This is a genomic window from Bifidobacterium bohemicum DSM 22767 (assembly GCF_000741525.1).
Lineage (GTDB): Bacteria > Actinomycetota > Actinomycetes > Actinomycetales > Bifidobacteriaceae > Bifidobacterium > Bifidobacterium bohemicum.
The window spans coordinates 578,056-596,910 of record NZ_JGYP01000002.1 but is presented as its reverse complement, the minus strand read 5'-3'; the positions used below and the strand labels follow the sequence as shown (position 1 = coordinate 596,910).

The following is an 18,855-nucleotide window of genomic DNA, read 5'->3' as shown; positions in this document are numbered from 1 at the left end:
GTGACGACCATAAATAAAAGCCGCTCCTTGCCTCACCGCGTAATGTAGTATGTTTTTCCGCCGGTGCGGCGCGACGATGCAGCCCCTGGACGAAACCCCTTAGCGGCAACCCGTCCTCGGCGTGACGGCAACGGGACTGATTCGGCAGGGGGATGCATCTGTGGGACGAGAGGTTGGGCGCCGCGCGGCAGGAACGGGTCATGGGTGCCGGATTTCGTATGTCTGCGGTCGGTGGAATGAGCGTTTTCTGCGACGGTCGACCTGCTTCTGCCGGTCTCCGCCGTCGGGGGTGCAACGGTGACGGTATGCTTGTGGACAGTTGAATTTCGACCGGGCGGAGGGAATCGTGAAGTTTGAGGTGTGGCCTGAGGCCGTTGAATTAGGCCGGATGTTTGCCGAGGAGGGGTACGAGCTTGCACTGGTCGGTGGGGCCGTGCGCGACCTTTTGCTGCGTCGCCCCAATCACGATCTCGATTTCTGCACTTCGGCGCGGCCGGAACAGTTCGAGCCGATTCTAAGGCGTTTCGGCCATGACGGTTTTTGGGATATGGGTCGTAAGTTCGGCACGCTTGGGGCGATGCGTCGTCGTCCGGACGGGACCGAGGTGCAGGTGGAGGTGACCACCTATCGTTCGGATACCTACGATTCCGACTCCCGCAAGCCCGAAGTGCAGTATGGCGATACGTTGGAGGGCGACCTGTCACGGCGTGACTTCACCGTGAACGCAATGGCCCTGCGGGTGCCCGACCTTGAATTCGTCGATCCATTCGGCGGCGCGAACGATTTAGCCAAGAGCGTATTGCGTACGCCGGTGAATCCCCGTCAGTCCTTTGACGATGACCCGTTGCGCATGATGCGCGCGGTGCGGTTCGTGGCGCAGCTCGGCTTCCGCATCGAGCCGGATACGGCCGAGGCCATCACCGACATGGTCGATCGCATCTCCATCGTTTCGGCCGAACGGGTACGCGACGAGCTTATTAAGCTGCTGCTTTCCGACCGCCCGCACGAGGGGGTCGAGGCCTTGGTGGATTCGGGGCTTGCGGATATCGTATTGCCCGAGATTCCGGCGCTGCGTCTTGAAATCGACGAATACCATCGTCATAAGGATGTGTTCGAGCATACGCTGATGGTGCTTGACCGTGCGATTGCGCTCGAAACCGGATCCGACGGACCGGTTCCTGCTCCGGACCTGACCTTGCGTCTGGCCGCGCTCCTGCATGACATCGGCAAGCCGGCCACCCGCCGTTTCGAGCCCCATGGCAAAGTCAGCTTCCACCACCACGACGCGGTCGGCGCGAAGATGGCGCGTAAACGCCTCAAAGCGCTCCGGTTCGACCGTCATCTGATCGATGATGTGAGCGAGTTGGTGAATCTGCACCTGCGGTTCCACGGCTATGTCGACGAGCCGTGGACGGACTCCGCCGTGCGGCGATACGTCAAGGATGCGGGTCATCTTTACGAACGTCTGAACCGGTTGACCCGCGCCGACGCCACCACGCAGAACCGCCGCAAGGAGCTGATGTTTTCATCCGCGATGGATGAGATGGAGGCGCGTGTGCGCAAGCTCAAGCAGCAGGAGGACTTCGACGCGATCCGTCCCGACCTGGACGGCAATCAGATTATCGAAATACTGGGCATCAAACCCGGTCCGCAGGTCGGCCGCGCATACAGGCACATGCTCGATTTCCGTCTTGACCACGGGCCGGCGGACCATGATGAGGCCGTTGCCGAGCTGAACCGTTGGGCCGCCGACGAAGGCCTGTAAGCGACCAGAACATAGCGCACGGCTTCGATTGGTACGGCCGATGGGCGATTGCCGACTGCTTGGCCTGCTGACGATGCGGGACAAGGCGTGACGGTTGGAAGCCCATTGGACGCGCCCCGCGATCATCGTCCCGCGTCTCGGCGTCTTCTGAAGTTCGTCAACGTAGGGTTTGGCACCCAAAACAAGGTCTCGTGGGTCAGCCCTGATAGGGCATCGTGACCGCGGGCAGCTTGCCCTTGTCCACCTTGTCGATCGGAGTGCAGCCGTTGATGCTTGCGATCTGCGTGTTGACGGTCGGCGTGCTTTTCTTCGGTGTCAGGTCGTCGAAACTCGCGCCTACGACGACATCGATGAGGTCGTCCTGCCGGTTGTCCATCACCATTTTCGCGTCATTGAAATTGGCGTTGACCGTGTACGCCTGGTTGATTGCGTTGACGCCGTAGTAAATGGTGGTGCGTTCGATTGCATTGGATTTGTAGTTGAGAATGTCCGTTATCTGGAATTCGCGGTTTTCCAGCGCCCCGCCGACGGCCCGAGCGAAGCCGACGAACTTCGTCCCGTTCAATACGCGCACCCGCACGATGGAAGGTTGGAGGTATTTCGCGGGTTGACCGTCCTGCGCGGCAGGAGCGCACACCGAAGGAGCCCCGAAGTTGGGCCGGGCGGACGGTGCGGCGTGTTTCCTGTTGCCGACCACGCCGGTGACGAACAGCAGTGAAATGACAAACGCCGCAACAAGCGCGGCCGAAACAATCGAGAACACATGCTTCTGGCGGCGCCGCACGTACTGTCTGCGCGCCTGAAGCTCATCCATGTTTTGTGGCATCTCTCTGATCCCGTCAACTCGTCACTCTTCGTGTGCGCCATCAGGCACACGAATCACTGTGTTTATTCTACTGTGTAAGTGTGACGCGGCGGGGCCGTGTTCGTGTGCATTCGCCGCGGTTGTCTGATGAAGCAGGAAATCGGCTCGCAAGCGGCGTCGACAGGGTGCGGACCGGTCTTATACGGCAAGCCGTCTAAGGTCGCCTGGATAATCATGCATTCCGGGCGCCACCGCTGCTTGGCGGTTGGTGAGCTGAGGCCAGGGCTGCAAACTCGTCAATGGTCAGCGTCTCGCCGCGTCTGGTCGGGGCTATGCCGGCTTTTTCGAAATCCTGAGCCGAAAGCGCATCGCGCAATGCCGCGTGAAGCGTTTTGCGGCGTTGGCCGAATGCCAGGTCAATCAGCCGGAACGTCTGTTCGCGCAAGGCTTCCGTAGGCATGAAACCGGTTTGGGAATTCATGCCGGGCCGCGCCGCTATTTCTGCTGACGCCGCCGGCGGGGACGCCATCTGGGATGTGGGTTCGGTTGAGGGCTGATTGGGGACAAGCGGCTCCGCTCTCCTCTGGCGCGAACCGCTGTGCGTCCGCGCATCAGGCACTTCCGTCGGCCGAGGCTGTCCGCTTTCGTGCCGCATCAGGCCGTCGTGTCGCATCAGGGGGCATCGCGCAAATGACACCAGGGCGGAATCGACGTTCGGCGCCGGCCAGAACACGTTGCGACCCACCAGCCCTGCGCGTTCGGCATGTCCATACCACGCCAGTTTTACGCTGGGGGAGCCGTATGTTTTCGAACCCGGACTGGCTACGAGGCGATCCGCCACCTCTTTCTGCACCATTACGAGGAAGCGGTCAAGTCCGTTGAAACGCTCCAACAGCGTGAGCACGATCGGCGTCGCCACGTTGTAGGGCAGATTGGCCACCAGAGTGAACGGCCCTGATGCCAGTCCCGGCAGCAGCCCTGGCGTCACCGTCAGCGCGTCCGCCTGTACTACGGTAAGCCGGGACGCGGCTTGCGGCATGAACTCCGCCACCGTTTGGGGCAGTCGCGCTGCCAGTTTCGGGTCGATCTCCACGGCGGTCACGTTCGCGCCGGTCTCAAGCAGCGCCAGGGTGAGCGACCCCAATCCCGGGCCCACCTCCAGCACGTTGGTTCCGGCGTTCACCCCGGCTTCGCGCGCGATGCGCCGCACGGTACCGGGGTCGATCACGAAATTCTGCCCGAGCTTTTTGGTGGGGCTTACCCCTGCCTCGGCCGCGATCCGCCGAATGTCGGCCGCGCCCAGCAGTCGCCCTGTTGTCTCGTCGTTCATGGTTGCGCTCATGGTTCCAAGGATACGACGTGCTCACGCTTTAGCGCGCCCGAAGGCTGAAGTGATGCCCGGGTCGCCGCATCGAACGAGGCAGTGAAGCCGAACTGGCCGCCGACCGCCGACCAAGCTGCGAACCGGCGACGAACCATTCAGTACCAGCAGCCCAAACCAGAGCTGCAACGGGACTGCCAGGTGGCCCATGCTTTCGATGGGTTGCCGTAGACGTCGGCGATATAGCCTAGACCCCAGTTGATCTGCACAATGGCGTCGTCATGCCAGCCCGGTCCCATTTTCGAGCCTGGCAGTGCCTGTGGAATGCCGTAGGCGCCGGACGGGTTGCCCGCCCACCAGCGCCAACCCGATTCATGGTCCCATAATGTGACCAAATCGTTCCACTGCTGCCCGGTCCAGCCTCGTGCGGCCGCTGCCCCGGCCGCGTAAATCTGCGCTTCAGCGGGGGGAAGCTGGTTGTTGTTCGAAGCCGGGGGCGGCGTTGGTGCGGGTTCGGGTGCAGGTTTGGGCGCGGGCGCCGGGGCCGGGGCGGGTGCGGGTGTCGTGTTGGCCCCCGCGCCGTTGGCGTCGTCCTTGCCTTTGCCGTCGTTGCCGCCGGCCGCTTGCCCGGAGTCCCCGCCGTTGCCCTTATCGCCGGAATCGGTTTTATTGTGAGTGCTCTTATCCGACTTCTTATCCGATTTCTTGTCCGATCCGCTGCCGGTCGCCTTGTCGCTTCCTTTGTCGGCTCCGCTATCCGTGGGTGCCGCCGGCCCGACCGCGATCACTTCGTCGACGGCCTGCGCAATCGTGCTCTGCGACTTAAGCGTCTCGCCCTCGGCCACGCCATCGACGTAAGTGACGTCATACACTTCCTGCCTGCTCCCATTGACCCCGGCCTGCACGACCCTGGTCTGCCCGGGCGCCAATGTGGGGTCGACCATCGTCCGGGTGCCATACGGAATCTCGACGTTTCGGGTCTCGTCGCCGTGCTTGACGCGCCGGACGCGAAGCACCGTATGCCCGTCCTCCTCTCCGACGCTCACCCGATCCTCCTTGCCGAGCGTAATGCCTTTAGAGTCCAGAATCGTCGCGGCGGTCAGCTTGCCATTGGGCGCCACGGAGCTTTTCCCGTCGGCGATCACCGTCACCGGGCCTTTCTTGTTGATGACCAGTCCGCCGGTGAGCTGGTTGTAGACATTGCCGATATTGACAGTGACTTTCGCGGCCGCCGCATCGTTCTCCTTGAAGAAGCCCAGAAGCTGATCGGCGCTTGTGGCATACGTCCAGAACGGCACCTCGTGGCCGTTGATGTTGATGGTCGTCTGATATGCGCTGCGCACGGTGACCACATCATGATCCGTCAGATTGAGGTCGCCGGCCGAAGACTGCACGAAATCATGGCTTTTGGTCGCAATGCCCTGCTCCTGCAAAAGGCGAGGAACGCTGGAAGCATAGGTCGTGACCATCCTCGTCTCGCCGTTCACCGTCAGGGCCACGGCCTTGCGCTCGCCAACCGCGAACGCTCCCACGCCGGCGAGCGTCACCGCCACGGCGCAAACCGCCACGCGAATACGACGCAATGTTACGAAGTGTTGCGGGGTCCATCGACGTGCCATTAACTGCACCTCTCGTCATGCTTGGTGGTCTATTGCGTGTTTCTTGCACACTTGATCAGATTGTGTCGTTTTATCGCAGGCTGGCGTTCCGGCTTGCCGCCGGAATGCCTACATTATGTCTTGCGTCCTATTGTAATCGACGGGGATGGCAGTGTTCGGTTAAGGCCGAATTGTTGGCATAATGGCTACATTTGTAGGGAAATGTGAATCCAGTGCGGAGAATCATCGTGAGTGCAGTACGTAAAAATCACAAGGCCGCAACAACGCGGCATCCGCAGCCTGCTACGGCAATCGCCGTCATGGAGCCTCCTGTCGGGATCGAACCGACGACCTGCCGCTTACAAGGCGGCCGCTCTGGCCATCTGAGCTAAGGAGGCGTTGCCATCCGCCGTTCGGAACCATGACTCTCGTGGCGGGGGCACCGGTAACCAGTCTATCAGCAAGTCTTGATTCCGTCGCGTCGCTGGCGTTGCAGGTCTGGAGGCGGTGAGATGCGGCCGACTGTTCCGTCCGCCAATTCGTCGTATCGAAAAAACGGTGCGTCCGCCGTCTTGTCCGACGTCAAACGCACCGTTTCCTCTTGACCGGGGTTTCAGCCGAGGTCTATCGGTTTGCCTTTTTCCCCGATCTTGGGCATCACGCCCGCATGCCCGACATCCGAGGGCTTGAGCCCGATGGACTTGAGCAGTCCGGTCTTCTGCGTGAGGTTCAGTTCCGAAAGCCGGTTCATGCTCAGCAATTTGCCGTTGATGGTCACCGTTGGCGTCGACATCTGGCCTTTGAGCTGCCCATCCGTGTTGAGCAGGTCATTGCGTTTCATCGTATAGTTGTCGACTGCGTCGAGCCACGCGGTGTAGCGGCCGTCGAAGGCCTTGTCGGCCACGTTTTTCGGCACCCCGGCCTTGATGGCCTGGGCCTTGATCTGGTCGTTGCTGGTGGGTTTGTAGTCGGAGGCTTCGCCGGGCTGGAAATCTTCGCTGTAGAGGTTCGCCACGAACCGCATCAGGTGATCCTTGTCGTTGTCGTGGCTGGCGATGTACGCCACCGCCCCGGAGGCTCGGGTGGAGTATTTGTCGGTGGAACTGCCGTCGAGGAAACTGGCGGAGTGGTAGACGAGATTGATTTGGCCCGCATTCACCATTTTCTGCAGGTCGTCGTCGATCTGGCGGTGGAGCGACCCGCAGCCAGGGCAGATGGGATCCATGTAGATCTCAACCGTCGGTGCCCCGCTGACGCTCTTGGCGATGCCGTTCTTCGAAATCAGGAAACCGCCCTTGTCGTCGGCCTTCGCGGGTTTGGTCTTCACCTTCTGGAGCGTCGCATAGGTCTGTGATGAGGTGATTTTGGCCTCCTCGGCCTTTTTGTGCGACTGATAAACGATAATCCCGACAATCAAAGCGATCAGGGCGACGACCATTGCCACCACGGCCGCGCCGATGATGGTCTGCTGCTTGCGTTCCCGTGCGAGTTGCTCCTCACGGGCTCTGGCCGCCGCCTCTTCTCTTGCTTTTCGGTTGGATTGCGCCCGCTGTTGCTTTGCGCCCTTTTTACCGTTGTTGTTCGCCATGACGTTCCTTAGTCCCGTTCAGGGCTTTGAATAATCTGATGGGTATGCTCATTGTATGATACCGTCCCTACCGCTTGTCACAACTGCGGTTCGGGAAGCGGCGTCCAATCAATATAATGCCCTTGCAAAATATAAAAAGCCATCAGACAAGTTGAAAGAAGCCATAAGGCCAAGAACACCCAATTTCGCGGAATGCGAAAATTGCGCTGCTGCCTGTCTGCCGTCCGACCCTCGTTGGTGTCGTTTTCATTACCGATACCGTTGTCCTCGTCCTTGCAGACGAATCCCCCTTCGGAGACGGGTTTGCCCTTTCCGGCCCGTTTCGCGCCGCGCAGCCAACCCATGCCCAGCCTCAGCACGGTGGATCGCGCGCCGAGTGCGTTGAGCAGCCATGCGGCGACCATCGCCAACGCGAAAAAAAGCCCGGCCAATGAGAACGAAAAATCGGTGTTGAGCGGCACATGCACGGTCCACTGGCCCACCACGATTGGCGCCGGCCTGGTGGGCAGCCCCGAGATGACACTGATCAACAGCGGGATCACACCTACGATCAGGCCCATAACAATCGTGCGCGGCAACGTTTGAACCAGTCCGGACACAAGGTGCCAAGGCAGACCGGTGACACGGAAAACAGCGTCGCGGCGCAGACGTTGACCGCCACGCTTGCCTTCGCGTTGCAGTTGCGCATTTTCGCTGTTGCCGAGGGTAAGAAGAAGCCAGGTGATCACCGCGAAAACGATCATGGCGATGATGGGGGCCGCTGCGGCCAGCAGCGCCAGCGGAATGGTGATGAGCCACGACGGCAGTGCGCCCCGTCTGATCAGGGTTGTCCGTTTGAGTTCCGTGGGATCGGTGTTCAGATCCCGTGGGGTTGTCGGCATCGGGTCAGATCGCGCGGCTTGGAGCTGCGGTTGCGCGGTCGGGGCCAGATAATGCCGGTCAGGCGCGCCCGGGTACACGGCCGTAGGAGATTCGGCATATTGGGTGCTCCCGAACGAATCTGATGGCATCGCCTGAGTAAGGGCAACCGTGCCCACGCCGGCGTCGGGTGCGACCGGCAAGATCCGTGTGGATGAATCATCGGCCGGGTCCACATCCGACGGCGCCCGTCGGTCGGTTGAACGCAGCGGCTCAGCGACGGTCGGCTGGTCATCCGAAGACGACAGGACGCTCGTCGAATCATTGCCTCGTGCGCGCCCCGTAACGGTCGCTGTCGACCCGCCATTCGTCGGGGTTGTGGCGTGTGCCGGCAGCGGAGCCAAAACCTGTGTGCCGTCGTCGCCGGCGGTCGCCAAGGCTGCTGTCGCTTGGGTTGCGGGCGGAACCGCGGCGGTCCATAGCGTGCGCGGATTATCGGGTGTGCCCTGGCCGGTTTCGCCGCCGTGGCCGCCGGGTGCATCTGAAATGTCGGCATCACCTAAGCCGCTCAGGACGCCGGACGCGCCACATGCGCCGCGACCCGCCCGGCTGCCGGCGACCGGGCGGGTCGCGGCGGTGTCAAAAGGGCGCACCACCTCCGTGCCGGACGCACCGATATTCGTGCCGATGGTCGCGTCGTCCTCAGTACCACCCACGGGGTCGCCACCAAAATCGTCGCCATAGTATGAATCCCCGCCTTGCGCCATCGGATTAAGCGCATCGAGCGTAATCGCCTCCAACAGCTCGTACGGCGTACAACGCTTGGACGGGTTCGGATCCAACGCACTGCGGAAGGCGGCAAGCGTGCGTGACGGCAACCCTGCCAGATTCGCATTGCCTGAAGCCTCACGCTCCAACACCGCCATCATCGGTTTCGAACCGAACACCGGCCGCCCGGTGGCCGCAAACGCGAGCACACTGGCTAGTGACCACCAGTCCGTTGCCTCGTCGCTTTCCGCGCCGTCAATGATTTCCGGCGCGATGAAGCCCGGTGTACCCATCACCAAACCGGTGCGGGTCACATGGCTTTCGCCGGCGGTCATGGCGATGCCGAAATCGACCAGTACCGGGCCGGACGCCGAAACCATCACGTTCGTAGGCTTGATGTCGCGGTGGATGATGCCCTGCTCGTGCACGGCCCGCACCGCTTCGATGAGCTTGCGTGAAAGCCGTTCGAGGTCGTCGCCGGTATATCGTCCGTTCGTCGCCACATCGTCGCGCAGGTTACGACCCTCAATCAATTCGGTGACGAGGAACGCGAACGAATCGTCAAGCTCCATGTCCACGATCGCGCACACGCCGGGGTGGTGCACCCTGCGCATGGCCAACGCCTCGCGCCGCATGCGCTCGCGGGCGGTGACATGTGGGTCGTGGCTGCGGTGGTGTTCGCCCGTCGTGTCATCCGCGGCGCCGTCGCCTTGCGAAATGCCACGGGCGCCGGTGTTGGTCTCGTCGTCTTCATTCAGCGAATCCCGCAGGATCTTCATCGCGTAGAACTGTCCGCCGTCATCGCGCACACGCCAAACGGAGCCCATCGCCCCCCCGCCAAGGCGCGAAACCAGTGTGTATCCGCCGACGATCTGCCCCGGTTCGAGATCCAACGCGTTCAAATCGCTCATGCTTGCCATATTAGCGAGGCCGTTCGATGCCTCAATCGTGAGGTGCATGGCTTAGTATGGACGCAGCCGGCATTCGATGCGGACGGCGATAGGCGGCCAGGGCGAAAAGGAGCACGCGATGACGTACGATTTCACGACGATCATGGACAGGCACGGTAAGGACGCCGTTGCGGTCGATGGGCTAGGCAACGAGCCCGGCTTCGCCCCGCAGCCGCCTAAAGACGGGTTCGATGTTATTCCGATGTGGATTGCGGATATGAATTTCGCGACCGTCCCGACGATCACGGATGCGATTATCGAGCGTGCCAAACACCCGGCCTTCGGTTATTTCCGTGCGACCGACGAATACTATGACGCCATCATCAATTGGCAGAAGACGCGCAATGGGGTCAAGGGACTGACGGCTGAGGCGATCGGGTATGAGAACGGCGTGCTCGGTGGGCTGATTTCGGCGCTCACGTGCTTCGCGCAGCCGGGTGACGGTGTGCTTGTGCATCAGCCGACCTACGTGGGGTTCACCAATTCCATCGAGTCCAATGGATTCCGTATCGTGCACACGCCGTTGAAGCGCGATGAGGAGGGCGTGTGGCGCATGGACTTTGAGGATATGGACCGGAAGCTGCGCGAGAACAACATTCACGTCGCCGTCTTCTGCAGCCCGCACAACCCTTGCGGCCGCGTTTGGGAGCGCTGGGAGATCGAGAAGGCGATGGAGGTTTACCGTAGTAATGATTGCGTGGTGATAGCGGACGAGATTTGGTCGGACCTCATTCTCGAAGGTCACCGGCACATTCCGACCCAATCGGTCAGTCAGGACGCCCGTGACCGCACCATCGCGCTCTATGCGCCCAGCAAGACTTTCAACTTGGCCGGTTTGGTCGGTTCGTACCACATCATCTACAACAAGACCTTGCGCGACCGTGTCACGGCCCACAGTGCCAAGGCGATCTATAACGAGATGAACGTGCTTTCGATGCATGCGCTGATCGGCGCGTACAAGCCCGAGGGGCAGAAGTGGCTCGATGAGCTGCGGCACGTGCTTACGGGCAATGTGGACTATGCGGCCGAGTTCATACGGTTGCGTTTCCCGGGCGTCACGTTCTCCAAGCCGCAGGGCACCTACATGCTGTTCTTGGACTGCTCGCAGTGGTGCCGGGAGCACGATGTAACCCTTGACGAACTCTTGCGTCGGGCCTGGGGCGTGGGCGTGGCCGTGCAGGACGGCCGCCAGTTCAAGGCGCCGTGCGCCATTCGCATGAACCTCGCGTTGCCGCTCTCGCGAGTTGAGGAGGCCATGAGCCGCCTGTCGCGGTACGTGTTCACCGACTGAACCGCCTCGCAAACCGGTTTTGAGTCGCGGATTCACTCCGTAGGCACATTGCCGTGGAAAAGCTGACGGACCGAGCCGTTGCGCTCGCAAGTGCCCGCTCCGATAAGACGACGGCGACCCGCCACCCGCAACCGAAGGGATGCCTTCGATGCAGGCGACGGGTCGCCGTCGTCCATGTCGACTGTGCCGGCTGATTGAGATGGAACGAGCTGTCAGTCGAATCGGATATCAGAATTCGGTAATGACCGAGCGGATGACCTCGCCCTTCTTCAACTGCACGTAAGCCTCATCGATCTGGCTGAGGTTGATGTGCTGGGTGACGATGTCGTGCATGTTGAGGCGACCGTCCACGGCCATGTCGGCGTACATCGGAATGTCGTACTTGATGTTGGTCGAACCCATCCACACGCCCTTGAAGCCGCGCTGATGAACCAGGAAGTCGGCCGGGTTGATCTCAAGCTCGACCGTCGCGTCCGGCTTGGCCAGGCCGATGCAGTAGGCGTTGCCGTCCACGGCGAGCATGTCCCAGCACTGCTTCATCGTGCCCGGCAGGCCGATGGCCTCGAACGACGCATCCACGCCGCCGTCGGTCAGCTCGCGCACCTTGGCGACCGCGTCCTCCTTGCTGGAGTTGATGACGTCGGTGGCGCCGAACTTCTTGGCGAACTCGAGCTTGTTGTCGAACACGTCGATGGCGATGATCTTCTTCGCACCGCAGATGCGTGCGCCGGAGATGATGTTCAGGCCGATGCCGCCCGTGCCCACCACGGCCACGGTCTGGCCGGGCCGGATATGCGCCGAGTTGATCGCGGCGCCGGCGCCGGTGATGGTGGCACAGCCGATGCAGGCCGCCTGGTCCCACGGGACCTCGTTGTTGACCACGGCCAGCTGGTTTTCGTGGATCAGCGCCTTTTCAGCGAAACCGCCCGTGCCGAACGCCTGCGTGATCGGGCGTCCGTCCGGGAAGGAAAGGCGCGGCTTCTCGCCGGGCTTACGTACGCACTCCTGCTGCTGCGTGCAGGACTGCGGGTGGCCGTTCAGACAGTTGGCGCAATGGCCGCACACCTGCTCGAGGGAGGCGATGACGTGGTCGCCGACCTTGATGCCCTGCACCTCCGGCCCCACGGCCTCGACGATGCCGGCCACCTCGTGCCCGATCACGGCCGGGAACGGGAAGAACTGGTCGTCGTCCTCCACCAGATGCAGATCGGAGTGGCATAAACCGCTGGCCTGAACATCAACCAGCACCTCCGCGCCAATCGGATCGTCGATGATGATCTCTTCGGGTTGGGCAAAGCCCTTGCCGATGCCGTAGGCAACCGAAGCCTTGATTTTCTGAGGCATATTTGCTCCTTTTTGTGCATCTTAACGTAACGTGATCAATATTACAGTCCTGCTCCCGTTGGTCGCAAACCTGTTCGTTCTGCGCGTTTTTTTTACGTGTGCGGGCGTTGTGGTCGGACGCCGTGCGACGAACGTCGAGAAGGCGTGTTTGCGATAATGAGATACTCCCGACAGTCCCTTGCTTGTCGCCCCTGGGGCCGATTCGGAAGAGTACAATAGTGGGCACGGGAATCGTGCGGTGCGGGTGTGCCTGTCGGGGTGTCCGTTCGGTTCGAATTCCGGCTTTCGCGTCGGCCTGCACGCGTTTAGTGCGTGCGCTAGCGCATGTTGGCGAGGGGGACTCTTCCCGCAGGGTTTCATTCCGAAAGGCGGCTTGCGCCGTCACGCCTGCGTCATCAAAACAACAAGGAGGCAATTATGGTACTCTCGACCCATGGTGGTGATGCGGAACGAGGTGCCGGCGATTCGTTCTTCCGCTCGTCGGCCAACGCGCTGGATCGTTTGGCGCACTCGGTGTGGTTCACCCTGCTTGGTGTGGCCATTGTGGTTTTTCTGGCGTGGAGAAGCGGTTACATGCTCAATTCGCTGGGGGACTATCCGGTGCCGTCGGCTTTGCAAGCGCTTGGCGTGACGTCGTGGGGCTTTCTGGCCCCGCTTGCGTTCGGGCTTATTTCCACGCTTTCGTCCGTGTTGTCGTTGCTGTCTACGAGGCTGACCGCCTCGATGCGCAATGCAGGCAATTGGATCGGTGTGTTTCAGGCGGTCCTTGCGGGGCTGATCGACTGGGTGCTGGGCAATCAGGCGGCGTGGCTGACCTATCCGGTGTCGTTTCTGCTCGAGGCGGCGGCCGTTTGGGTGTGGGCGCGGCACAGCGACCGTGGCAAGGCCCGCAAGGCGCCTCAGGGGCGTAAGGCCGTGATCGAATTAGTCGCGGTGCTGGTGGTATCCGGCGTATTCAGTCTCGTGGCGAACCTGCTTGGCTACGAGTGGCAGGTGCCGTCGGGTTCCAAAGGCGTGTTGTTCTGGCTGCTCGTGTTCACGTTCGCGCTTTCGATGGCGTCGAATGCCATCAACGTTCTCAAGCTGACGGTGCAGTGGCCGTTCTGGGCGGTCTACAACCTCGGGCAACTGTCGAAGGCCGCCATTCAGGGCAACTGGGCGAACGTCGGTAAATACGTCTATTACATCATCAACTCGGTGGCCGGTCTGGCGTTTTGGTCCGGACGCGACCCCGGTCGTGATTCGCGGTGACATGCTTCGCCGGTGGTTGATGGCGGATGAAGAAGGACTGGCGTGCCGGCAACGGCCCGCAGCACTGGCGCCACCCCGAGTGCTCGGACGACAGAGTTGCGTTCAGCCGACCCAGCCTCGCGGCGATGCTGGGGCTGTTGCACTCGTTCGTGGCCTGCCTGCTGGGCAGGTGTACGCTCGCCGAGTGGAGCCGCTCGTTCCGCTGCGACGCCGCCTGATGCGTATGCAGCGGAACGTCGGGGTCGACCTGACCGACCATTTTAGGGGTCATGCCGCTGCGGAGCTGCTGGTAGGATTTGTATTCGGATCTGCAACGTGAAAGCTGCAATGCAGTCTGCGCTTCCTGATTTAGCATGGTTTTTGCTTTTTCGCGCTGGATGGACAGTGTTTTGGCTGTCGAGTGCTGGCGTTTTGTACCATTGTCCTGCAAGCAATGTTGATAAAAGAGGGAAAATGACTGGAACGAAAGATGAGAACGTCGACGTCGAGAACGAGACGACATTACCGCCTCCTGTCGGTGACGGGTCGGGGGTTGGCCCGGAGGGTGGTGGCCGTGTGCTGCCTCGGCGTTGGTGGCGTGGGCGTCGTGTCTGGGTTGTCGGTGTGGTGGTGCTGGTGTTGGTGGCCGTGGCGGCGGGTGTCGGGTGGTGGTGGCGTTCGGCCGTGGGTTCGGCGAATGGTTCGTGTCGTGGGAGTGTGTCGGAGGTTCGCTTGTTGCGTTCGCGTGGTTTGGGTGCCGGGGTGGGTTCGGCGCGTAGGGTGGCGCGGGCGGATGTGGCGGATGCGGGCACGGTGGACGCGTTCGCCGGGGCGGACGCGAAACTGTCGAAGGCGGTGAAGGCCCCGTTGCCGTCGTGTTCGGCGGGTTCGCCGGGTGCGGCGCGGGCGGAGTCGGATGGCGCCGCGAGGGCCGTGGATTCGCTGCGTGGGGCCCGGTCGGAGGTCGTGCGTCGGGCGAGGCGTGTGTTGGCGTCGCGTGACGCGAAGATGCTGGCCGACGCGCGTGCCTCGCTTGGTTCGAGGCGTGACGCGGGCAGGGCGTTGCTGGATTCGTCGGCGGGGAGCGTGGCGGACGAGAGCACGCGCGATGTGTTGTCGGGCGCGGTGGACCGTGCGGGCGGGCTGCTTGATGGCAAGGGTTCGACGCTGAAGGACGTGCGGGCCGCGGGCAAGGCGCTGGACGATGCGATGTCGGCCGTGAACGCGAGCGTGCAGGCGAAGGCCGACGCGGACGCGCAGGCCGCGGCCGCCGCCGCGGCGGCACAGTCGGCACAGTCGGCCCAGTCGGCTCCGGTTCAGCGGCAGGCGGTCCGGCGGTCCGCCGTCCCGTCGCGCCCGTCGTACGGGGGTGGCCAGGGTCGGTACGTTCCCGCCGCGCCTGCCGCGCGTCCGGCCCCGGCGCCGTCGGGGCAGCCGTCAGGTAACTCAGGATTTGACCTAACTGTAACGCCGAATCCTGCTTGCGCTCCTGGTCATACAGGTTTGTGCCCGATCGGGTGACTGGTTTTTGAGTTTTTGTCGTGTCCTCCCGCTGTTGATCTTGGCGGATTCGGGCGGGAGGATGCGGCTCCAATATTTGGAAGAAGGCCCGTTGGGGTCTCCTTCCTCCATCCTATCCGAATTGGAGGAGAAAATGGTGACACATATCGGTTTGCATGGCGGTGGCCTCAGAGGCCTCGTGGCATTCGCGGGAGCCGTATTGGCTTCCGCCGCGGTGGCTTTGTGCCCGGTAGTGGCGTATGCCAGTGGCGGCGCGGGGTCGGGTGGCTCCGGCGTGGCCGACGGCAGTGGCGGCGTGATCAAGTGGACCTACCGGGACTCATTCGGCGAGCCGACCGTGGATAACGTGATGGGTGTGATCCGAGGCATGGGAATGAAGCCCTACGGTTCGGCCGCGTCGGCTGCCGTCAGTCAGGCGGTGGACTCGGCCGTGGGCGAATGCCGGGAGCGTTACGCCGCCGAGCATCCGGGTCAGGGCGATGCGGGTTGTCGCCTGGTGTCGGTGGGCGCGATTTATACGCCGTCGCCGGACAATGCCTTCACCGGGAACACCGCAGGATTCAAGCAACGGCAATGGGCGGACGCTTGGAATGCCGAGACCCGAGGCAAGACATATAATTATAAAGGGGTGCCATATACCACGGGCTACGCATTCTCGGATGGTTCCACGACGATTAATTCCCTGGTCGCTCGTGAGACGGTGAAGGATGTCGCGGTCGTCGTCGTGGTGTTGAACCAGTATGAGCCGCCGGTGGATGTGCCGCCGGCGCCGCCGGAGAAGACGGTGCGGGATGGCGTGAGCGCGGATTCGATGACGAACCGGACGGTGGTCTCCTCGGGCACGGGTTCCAACGGGCGCGGGTTCGTGTTCTCGGACTCGTTCGATTCGCATGGGCAGGCGTACACGGTGTCGAACCAGCGGGTCGTGGACGCTACGGTCGGCCGGGACGTCTCGGACCGGTTCGTGTTCGACACGGCGGACGGCGCGACGCCGGCGGGGGATGTGGCGCATGCGACGTGGAGGGGCGGCGCCCTGCCCGACGGTCACACGTTCGAGTGGAGTCTGGACGTGACGGTGCGTGCGCCTTCGACCTCGAGGGTCGACGACCGGGGGCACGCGCATTGGAAGGGAAAGTCCCGGTCGACCGACCAGGACACGCCTTCGCGCGGGTTCCCGACGTGGAAACCGTCTCCCGACAAGAGCTGGGTGAAGCTTGATGGTTCCGGAAAGTGGCAGGCCGTGGTGGATCCGTCGCGTTCGAACGCGACCGGCGCCGACAACATGAAGTTCCTTGACGGGGACCGTGTGGCCAGCGTCGTGAACGGCACGGTGGACGCGCATCTGATCGACGCGCCCACCGCATTGTCGCTTGCGGACGATTGGAGCAAGGCGGATTATCTCGTCGATCCGGCCAAGGTCGGTGATATCAAGGTGTTCGAGGCCGACGCCCAGGTCGGCGGGAACGGGCATTACGAGCGGGCCAGCATCGACGACGCCACCCGTGTGGGCCGTGACGTGACCGCGATGTTCGAGGTGACGGTGGACGGGTCGAAGGCCGTCGCCAGGGCCAGGACCGCGTATCTGGGCACCCTCAAGGGCCGTGCCACGCCGTTGCAGGTGACGCTGCTGGTGCCAATGACGGTGGACTTCGCGCACGGCAAGGGCGCGGCTCAGGCCCGGAAGGACCACGGCAAACAGCCGGGCGACGAGCTTACGTTCTGCGACGACGAGTCGGGCCGGGACCTGACCAACGGCGGTTCGGAGACGATCGGCGGCCAGAAGGTGCCTACGAACGAACCCAGAATCTGCGGGTACGTGCCGCCGGTGAGGAAGGATGTGGTAGGCGAGGCCGGCCAGGGTGGCGACCAGTCCGGCGTCGATGGGAAGGTCGTCTATCCCGGCCAGAAGGTCGAGTACCAACTTGACACACAGCCGCATCTGCCCGCCGACCTCGCCTATCAGGTCAAGTCCGTAAGTTTCACCGACCAATACGACCAATACCTTGAAGTCGACAAGCAGACCTTCGAGTTGATGGACTTGGAGGCGGGAAGGAGTATCGGCAAATCAAAATATGATACCCACTGGGATGATGTGAGACATTTGGTGCGTGTCGACATCAAAGATGCGGCGCTTGTCGCCCAGTGGCGTGCGGGTGCCGTGCCGCGCCTCCAGCTGCGGTTCGAAGGGCGGGTGCGTATTGATGCCCCAACAGACCGTCGTATTGAGAACCGTTGGATACTGGAAGTCAATAACAGCGTGACACCCAGCAACACGGTTTTCAACCTGCCTCCCAATTTTCGCCCTGTCAAACGCAACAATAAAACCAATGAGAGTGGTGCTGCTGTCTCCATCGATGGGCGCACACTGATGGTGGGTGACACCGGCGAATATGAGCTGGAATTGGATGCGGCCCAGAGTGATCTGGCATATAGAGTGTGGCGCTTGGGAATAATTGATGATGTTGATGACGAATATCTGCGCATCGATGCGAGTAAAATCAAGATTACCGGCGATGACAATCGGGATTATTCCGATCGCTTCAACGTTGCCCAAGAGCGCGGGGTGTTCTATATGTTCGCGAAAACCGTCAATACATTCATTTCCGCCACTGGAGAGACGGTCAGCGGCGATCCGCAGCCTGCCAACCTTGATCGATATGCCCATTTGACCCAGTCTGACCACGATCCGCTGCGCGATCCGGCAATCGATCAGACACTTTTGGGACATGTGTATAGAATCACTTTGCCATACCGTGTTATTAAGGCCTCTGCGGGTCATGTGGTGCATAATGTAGCCACTCAAGTGGTCAATGGCCAGTCGCGCGTGAGCAATGAGGTAAATAACCCAATCGGGGATATGAAGCCGCATAAGGATGTTGTGGAGCGCATTGGTACGTCGAGTATCAATGGAGGGAAGGTCGAACTGGGCGAACGCTTCTTCTACCGTATCGATTCAAGCGTCTTGCCCGCCCATCGGGCGTACCCGCAGGTACGGGAGTGGATAGTTCGTGATAAGTATGATCGATCTGCGGATAAATACACCAAGGTTTGGTCGGTGGTCGCGGCGCGTCGGCTAATCGGAGCTGGAGGTGCCGTATTGGCGGAGGTTGGTCAGCCCATAGCCGGCAATGATGTTGATGCCGCTGCATTCGGTGGTGAGTTGTTCACTATTGAGAACAGTGAGACCGACGGGTTGTGCATCAAGCCGACTGAGCGTTACCTCGCCTTGGTCTCGGAGCAAGAAGAACGCGAGCAGGCGTGGACTGCCTACGTTCAGTTCGAGCGGATTGCGCCAGCGGACGAGGTGCACAACCGGTTCACCGAAACCATCAATTCGGTCGATCGCGTTTCCAATGTGGTGCATACTTCGACACCAGTATCGATGCCATTGCCGTCCGACCCGCTGCCCAAAGCCGGTTCGTCGGTGTTAATGCCGCTGATAGCCGTTCTTGCTGCCATTCTCGGCGCAGGTGTCATATGTGTTTGTCGCCGTGGTCAAACCGTGTCGTCCAACTGAACGACCGATCACAATGTTGATGATCTGTCCAGTTTCGTCGCTTCGGTCGGATGGGGTTTCGCTACCGTCCCCGGTAATAATGTAATTGTCGATCCGACTTGGCTTATGCATGAATGGAAGGTTTGAATTATTGAAAGGCATGCATCAAATGACTCGACCAAAACCAATGCATAGGCCGAGCGGCGTATCGCCAGTTGGTTTCGGGCTTGAACTGACGCGGAAAGGTCCGTGCCGGTTTGACGATTATAGTTTGCTGGTTTAATCCGCAAACCGTTGATAGGGCATTTTGTGCAATTCCG

The 18,855-nt window shown here is 61.6% G+C and carries 12 protein-coding genes and 1 tRNA gene; 6 read left to right on the top strand and 7 right to left on the bottom strand.

Features of this window, described 5'->3' with window-relative positions; translation table 11 throughout:
• Positions 1-346 precede the first annotated feature (346 nt).
• Entirely contained in the window at positions 347-1,765 is a 1,419-nt protein-coding gene (locus BBOH_RS04725) for a CCA tRNA nucleotidyltransferase (RefSeq protein WP_033522329.1), read from the top strand.
• 196 nt (positions 1,766-1,961) lie between these two features.
• On the opposite strand, the gene BBOH_RS04720 is transcribed toward BBOH_RS04725, so the two are convergent.
• The 6 genes from BBOH_RS04720 to BBOH_RS04695 all read right to left on the bottom strand — a co-directional run bounded on the left by BBOH_RS04720 (position 1,962) and on the right by BBOH_RS04695 (position 9,623).
• Positions 1,962-2,591: a LytR C-terminal domain-containing protein gene (locus BBOH_RS04720; RefSeq protein ID WP_033522285.1), complete on the bottom strand. Its 630-nt coding sequence runs from the start codon at positions 2,589-2,591 to the stop codon at positions 1,962-1,964.
• Between the two features lie 211 nt (positions 2,592-2,802).
• Positions 2,803-3,900 carry a 16S rRNA (adenine(1518)-N(6)/adenine(1519)-N(6))-dimethyltransferase RsmA gene (gene rsmA / locus BBOH_RS08785; RefSeq protein WP_044098135.1) on the bottom strand — a complete coding sequence of 366 codons (1,098 nt, stop codon included), beginning with the start codon at positions 3,898-3,900 and terminating at the stop codon, positions 2,803-2,805.
• Positions 3,901-4,049: 149 nt separating this feature from the next.
• Positions 4,050-5,510, bottom strand: coding sequence for an aggregation-promoting factor C-terminal-like domain-containing protein (locus BBOH_RS04710; protein WP_033522287.1), 1,461 nt, complete (start codon positions 5,508-5,510; stop codon positions 4,050-4,052).
• A 300-nt stretch (positions 5,511-5,810) separates the two neighbouring features.
• Positions 5,811-5,887, bottom strand: a tRNA-Thr gene (locus tag BBOH_RS04705).
• Between the two features lie 215 nt (positions 5,888-6,102).
• Entirely contained in the window at positions 6,103-7,077 is a 975-nt protein-coding gene (locus tag BBOH_RS04700) for a DsbA family protein (protein ID WP_033522288.1), read from the bottom strand.
• A 77-nt stretch (positions 7,078-7,154) separates the two neighbouring features.
• Positions 7,155-9,623 carry a serine/threonine-protein kinase gene (locus BBOH_RS04695; RefSeq protein WP_081930365.1) on the bottom strand — a complete coding sequence of 823 codons (2,469 nt, stop codon included), beginning with the start codon at positions 9,621-9,623 and terminating at the stop codon, positions 7,155-7,157.
• Positions 9,624-9,732: 109 nt separating this feature from the next.
• Here BBOH_RS04695 and BBOH_RS04690 point away from each other — a divergent pair, with 109 nt between their 5' ends.
• A complete protein-coding gene (locus tag BBOH_RS04690; RefSeq protein WP_033522290.1) occupies positions 9,733-10,944 on the top strand; it encodes a MalY/PatB family protein in 1,212 nt (403 codons plus the stop codon).
• Positions 10,945-11,172: 228 nt separating this feature from the next.
• Here BBOH_RS04690 and BBOH_RS04685 read toward each other — a convergent pair whose 3' ends face one another.
• A complete protein-coding gene (locus BBOH_RS04685; protein WP_052118230.1) occupies positions 11,173-12,288 on the bottom strand; it encodes a zinc-binding dehydrogenase in 1,116 nt (371 codons plus the stop codon).
• Positions 12,289-12,705: 417 nt separating this feature from the next.
• On the opposite strand from BBOH_RS04685, the gene BBOH_RS04680 reads away from it, so the two are divergent.
• The 4 genes from BBOH_RS04680 to BBOH_RS04665 all read left to right on the top strand — a co-directional run bounded on the left by BBOH_RS04680 (position 12,706) and on the right by BBOH_RS04665 (position 18,556).
• Positions 12,706-13,539, top strand: a complete 834-nt coding sequence (locus tag BBOH_RS04680) for a nicotinamide mononucleotide transporter (RefSeq protein WP_052118231.1) — start codon at positions 12,706-12,708, stop codon at positions 13,537-13,539.
• Between the two features lie 26 nt (positions 13,540-13,565).
• Positions 13,566-13,757 (top strand): hypothetical protein, encoded by a 192-nt coding sequence (locus BBOH_RS04675; RefSeq protein WP_033522292.1) that lies wholly within the window; start codon positions 13,566-13,568, stop codon positions 13,755-13,757.
• A gap of 235 nt (positions 13,758-13,992) precedes the next feature.
• Positions 13,993-15,039: a hypothetical protein gene (locus BBOH_RS04670; RefSeq protein ID WP_044098134.1), complete on the top strand. Its 1,047-nt coding sequence runs from the start codon at positions 13,993-13,995 to the stop codon at positions 15,037-15,039.
• A gap of 133 nt (positions 15,040-15,172) precedes the next feature.
• Complete coding sequence (locus BBOH_RS04665) at positions 15,173-18,556, top strand: adhesin isopeptide-forming adherence domain-containing protein (RefSeq protein ID WP_052118213.1); 3,384 nt, start codon at positions 15,173-15,175, stop codon at positions 18,554-18,556.
• Positions 18,557-18,855: the final 299 nt, after the last annotated feature.

Excerpts from the sequence above, each read along its gene's own strand:
- BBOH_RS04690 (WP_033522290.1), top strand. The coding sequence starts at position 9,733 with ATGACGTACGATTTCACGACGATCATGGACAGGCACGGTAAGGACGCC.
- BBOH_RS04685 (WP_052118230.1), bottom strand. The coding sequence starts at position 12,288 with ATGCCTCAGAAAATCAAGGCTTCGGTTGCCTACGGCATCGGCAAGGGC.
- BBOH_RS04670 (WP_044098134.1), top strand. The coding sequence starts at position 13,993 with ATGACTGGAACGAAAGATGAGAACGTCGACGTCGAGAACGAGACGACA.
- BBOH_RS04680 (WP_052118231.1), top strand. The coding sequence starts at position 12,706 with ATGGTACTCTCGACCCATGGTGGTGATGCGGAACGAGGTGCCGGCGAT.
- BBOH_RS04665 (WP_052118213.1), top strand. The coding sequence starts at position 15,173 with ATGGTGACACATATCGGTTTGCATGGCGGTGGCCTCAGAGGCCTCGTG.
- rsmA (WP_044098135.1), bottom strand. The coding sequence starts at position 3,900 with ATGAACGACGAGACAACAGGGCGACTGCTGGGCGCGGCCGACATTCGG.
- BBOH_RS04710 (WP_033522287.1), bottom strand. The coding sequence starts at position 5,510 with ATGGCACGTCGATGGACCCCGCAACACTTCGTAACATTGCGTCGTATT.
- BBOH_RS04700 (WP_033522288.1), bottom strand. The coding sequence starts at position 7,077 with ATGGCGAACAACAACGGTAAAAAGGGCGCAAAGCAACAGCGGGCGCAA.
- BBOH_RS04675 (WP_033522292.1), top strand. The coding sequence starts at position 13,566 with ATGAAGAAGGACTGGCGTGCCGGCAACGGCCCGCAGCACTGGCGCCAC.
- BBOH_RS04695 (WP_081930365.1), bottom strand. The coding sequence starts at position 9,623 with ATGGCAAGCATGAGCGATTTGAACGCGTTGGATCTCGAACCGGGGCAG.
- BBOH_RS04720 (WP_033522285.1), bottom strand. The coding sequence starts at position 2,591 with ATGCCACAAAACATGGATGAGCTTCAGGCGCGCAGACAGTACGTGCGG.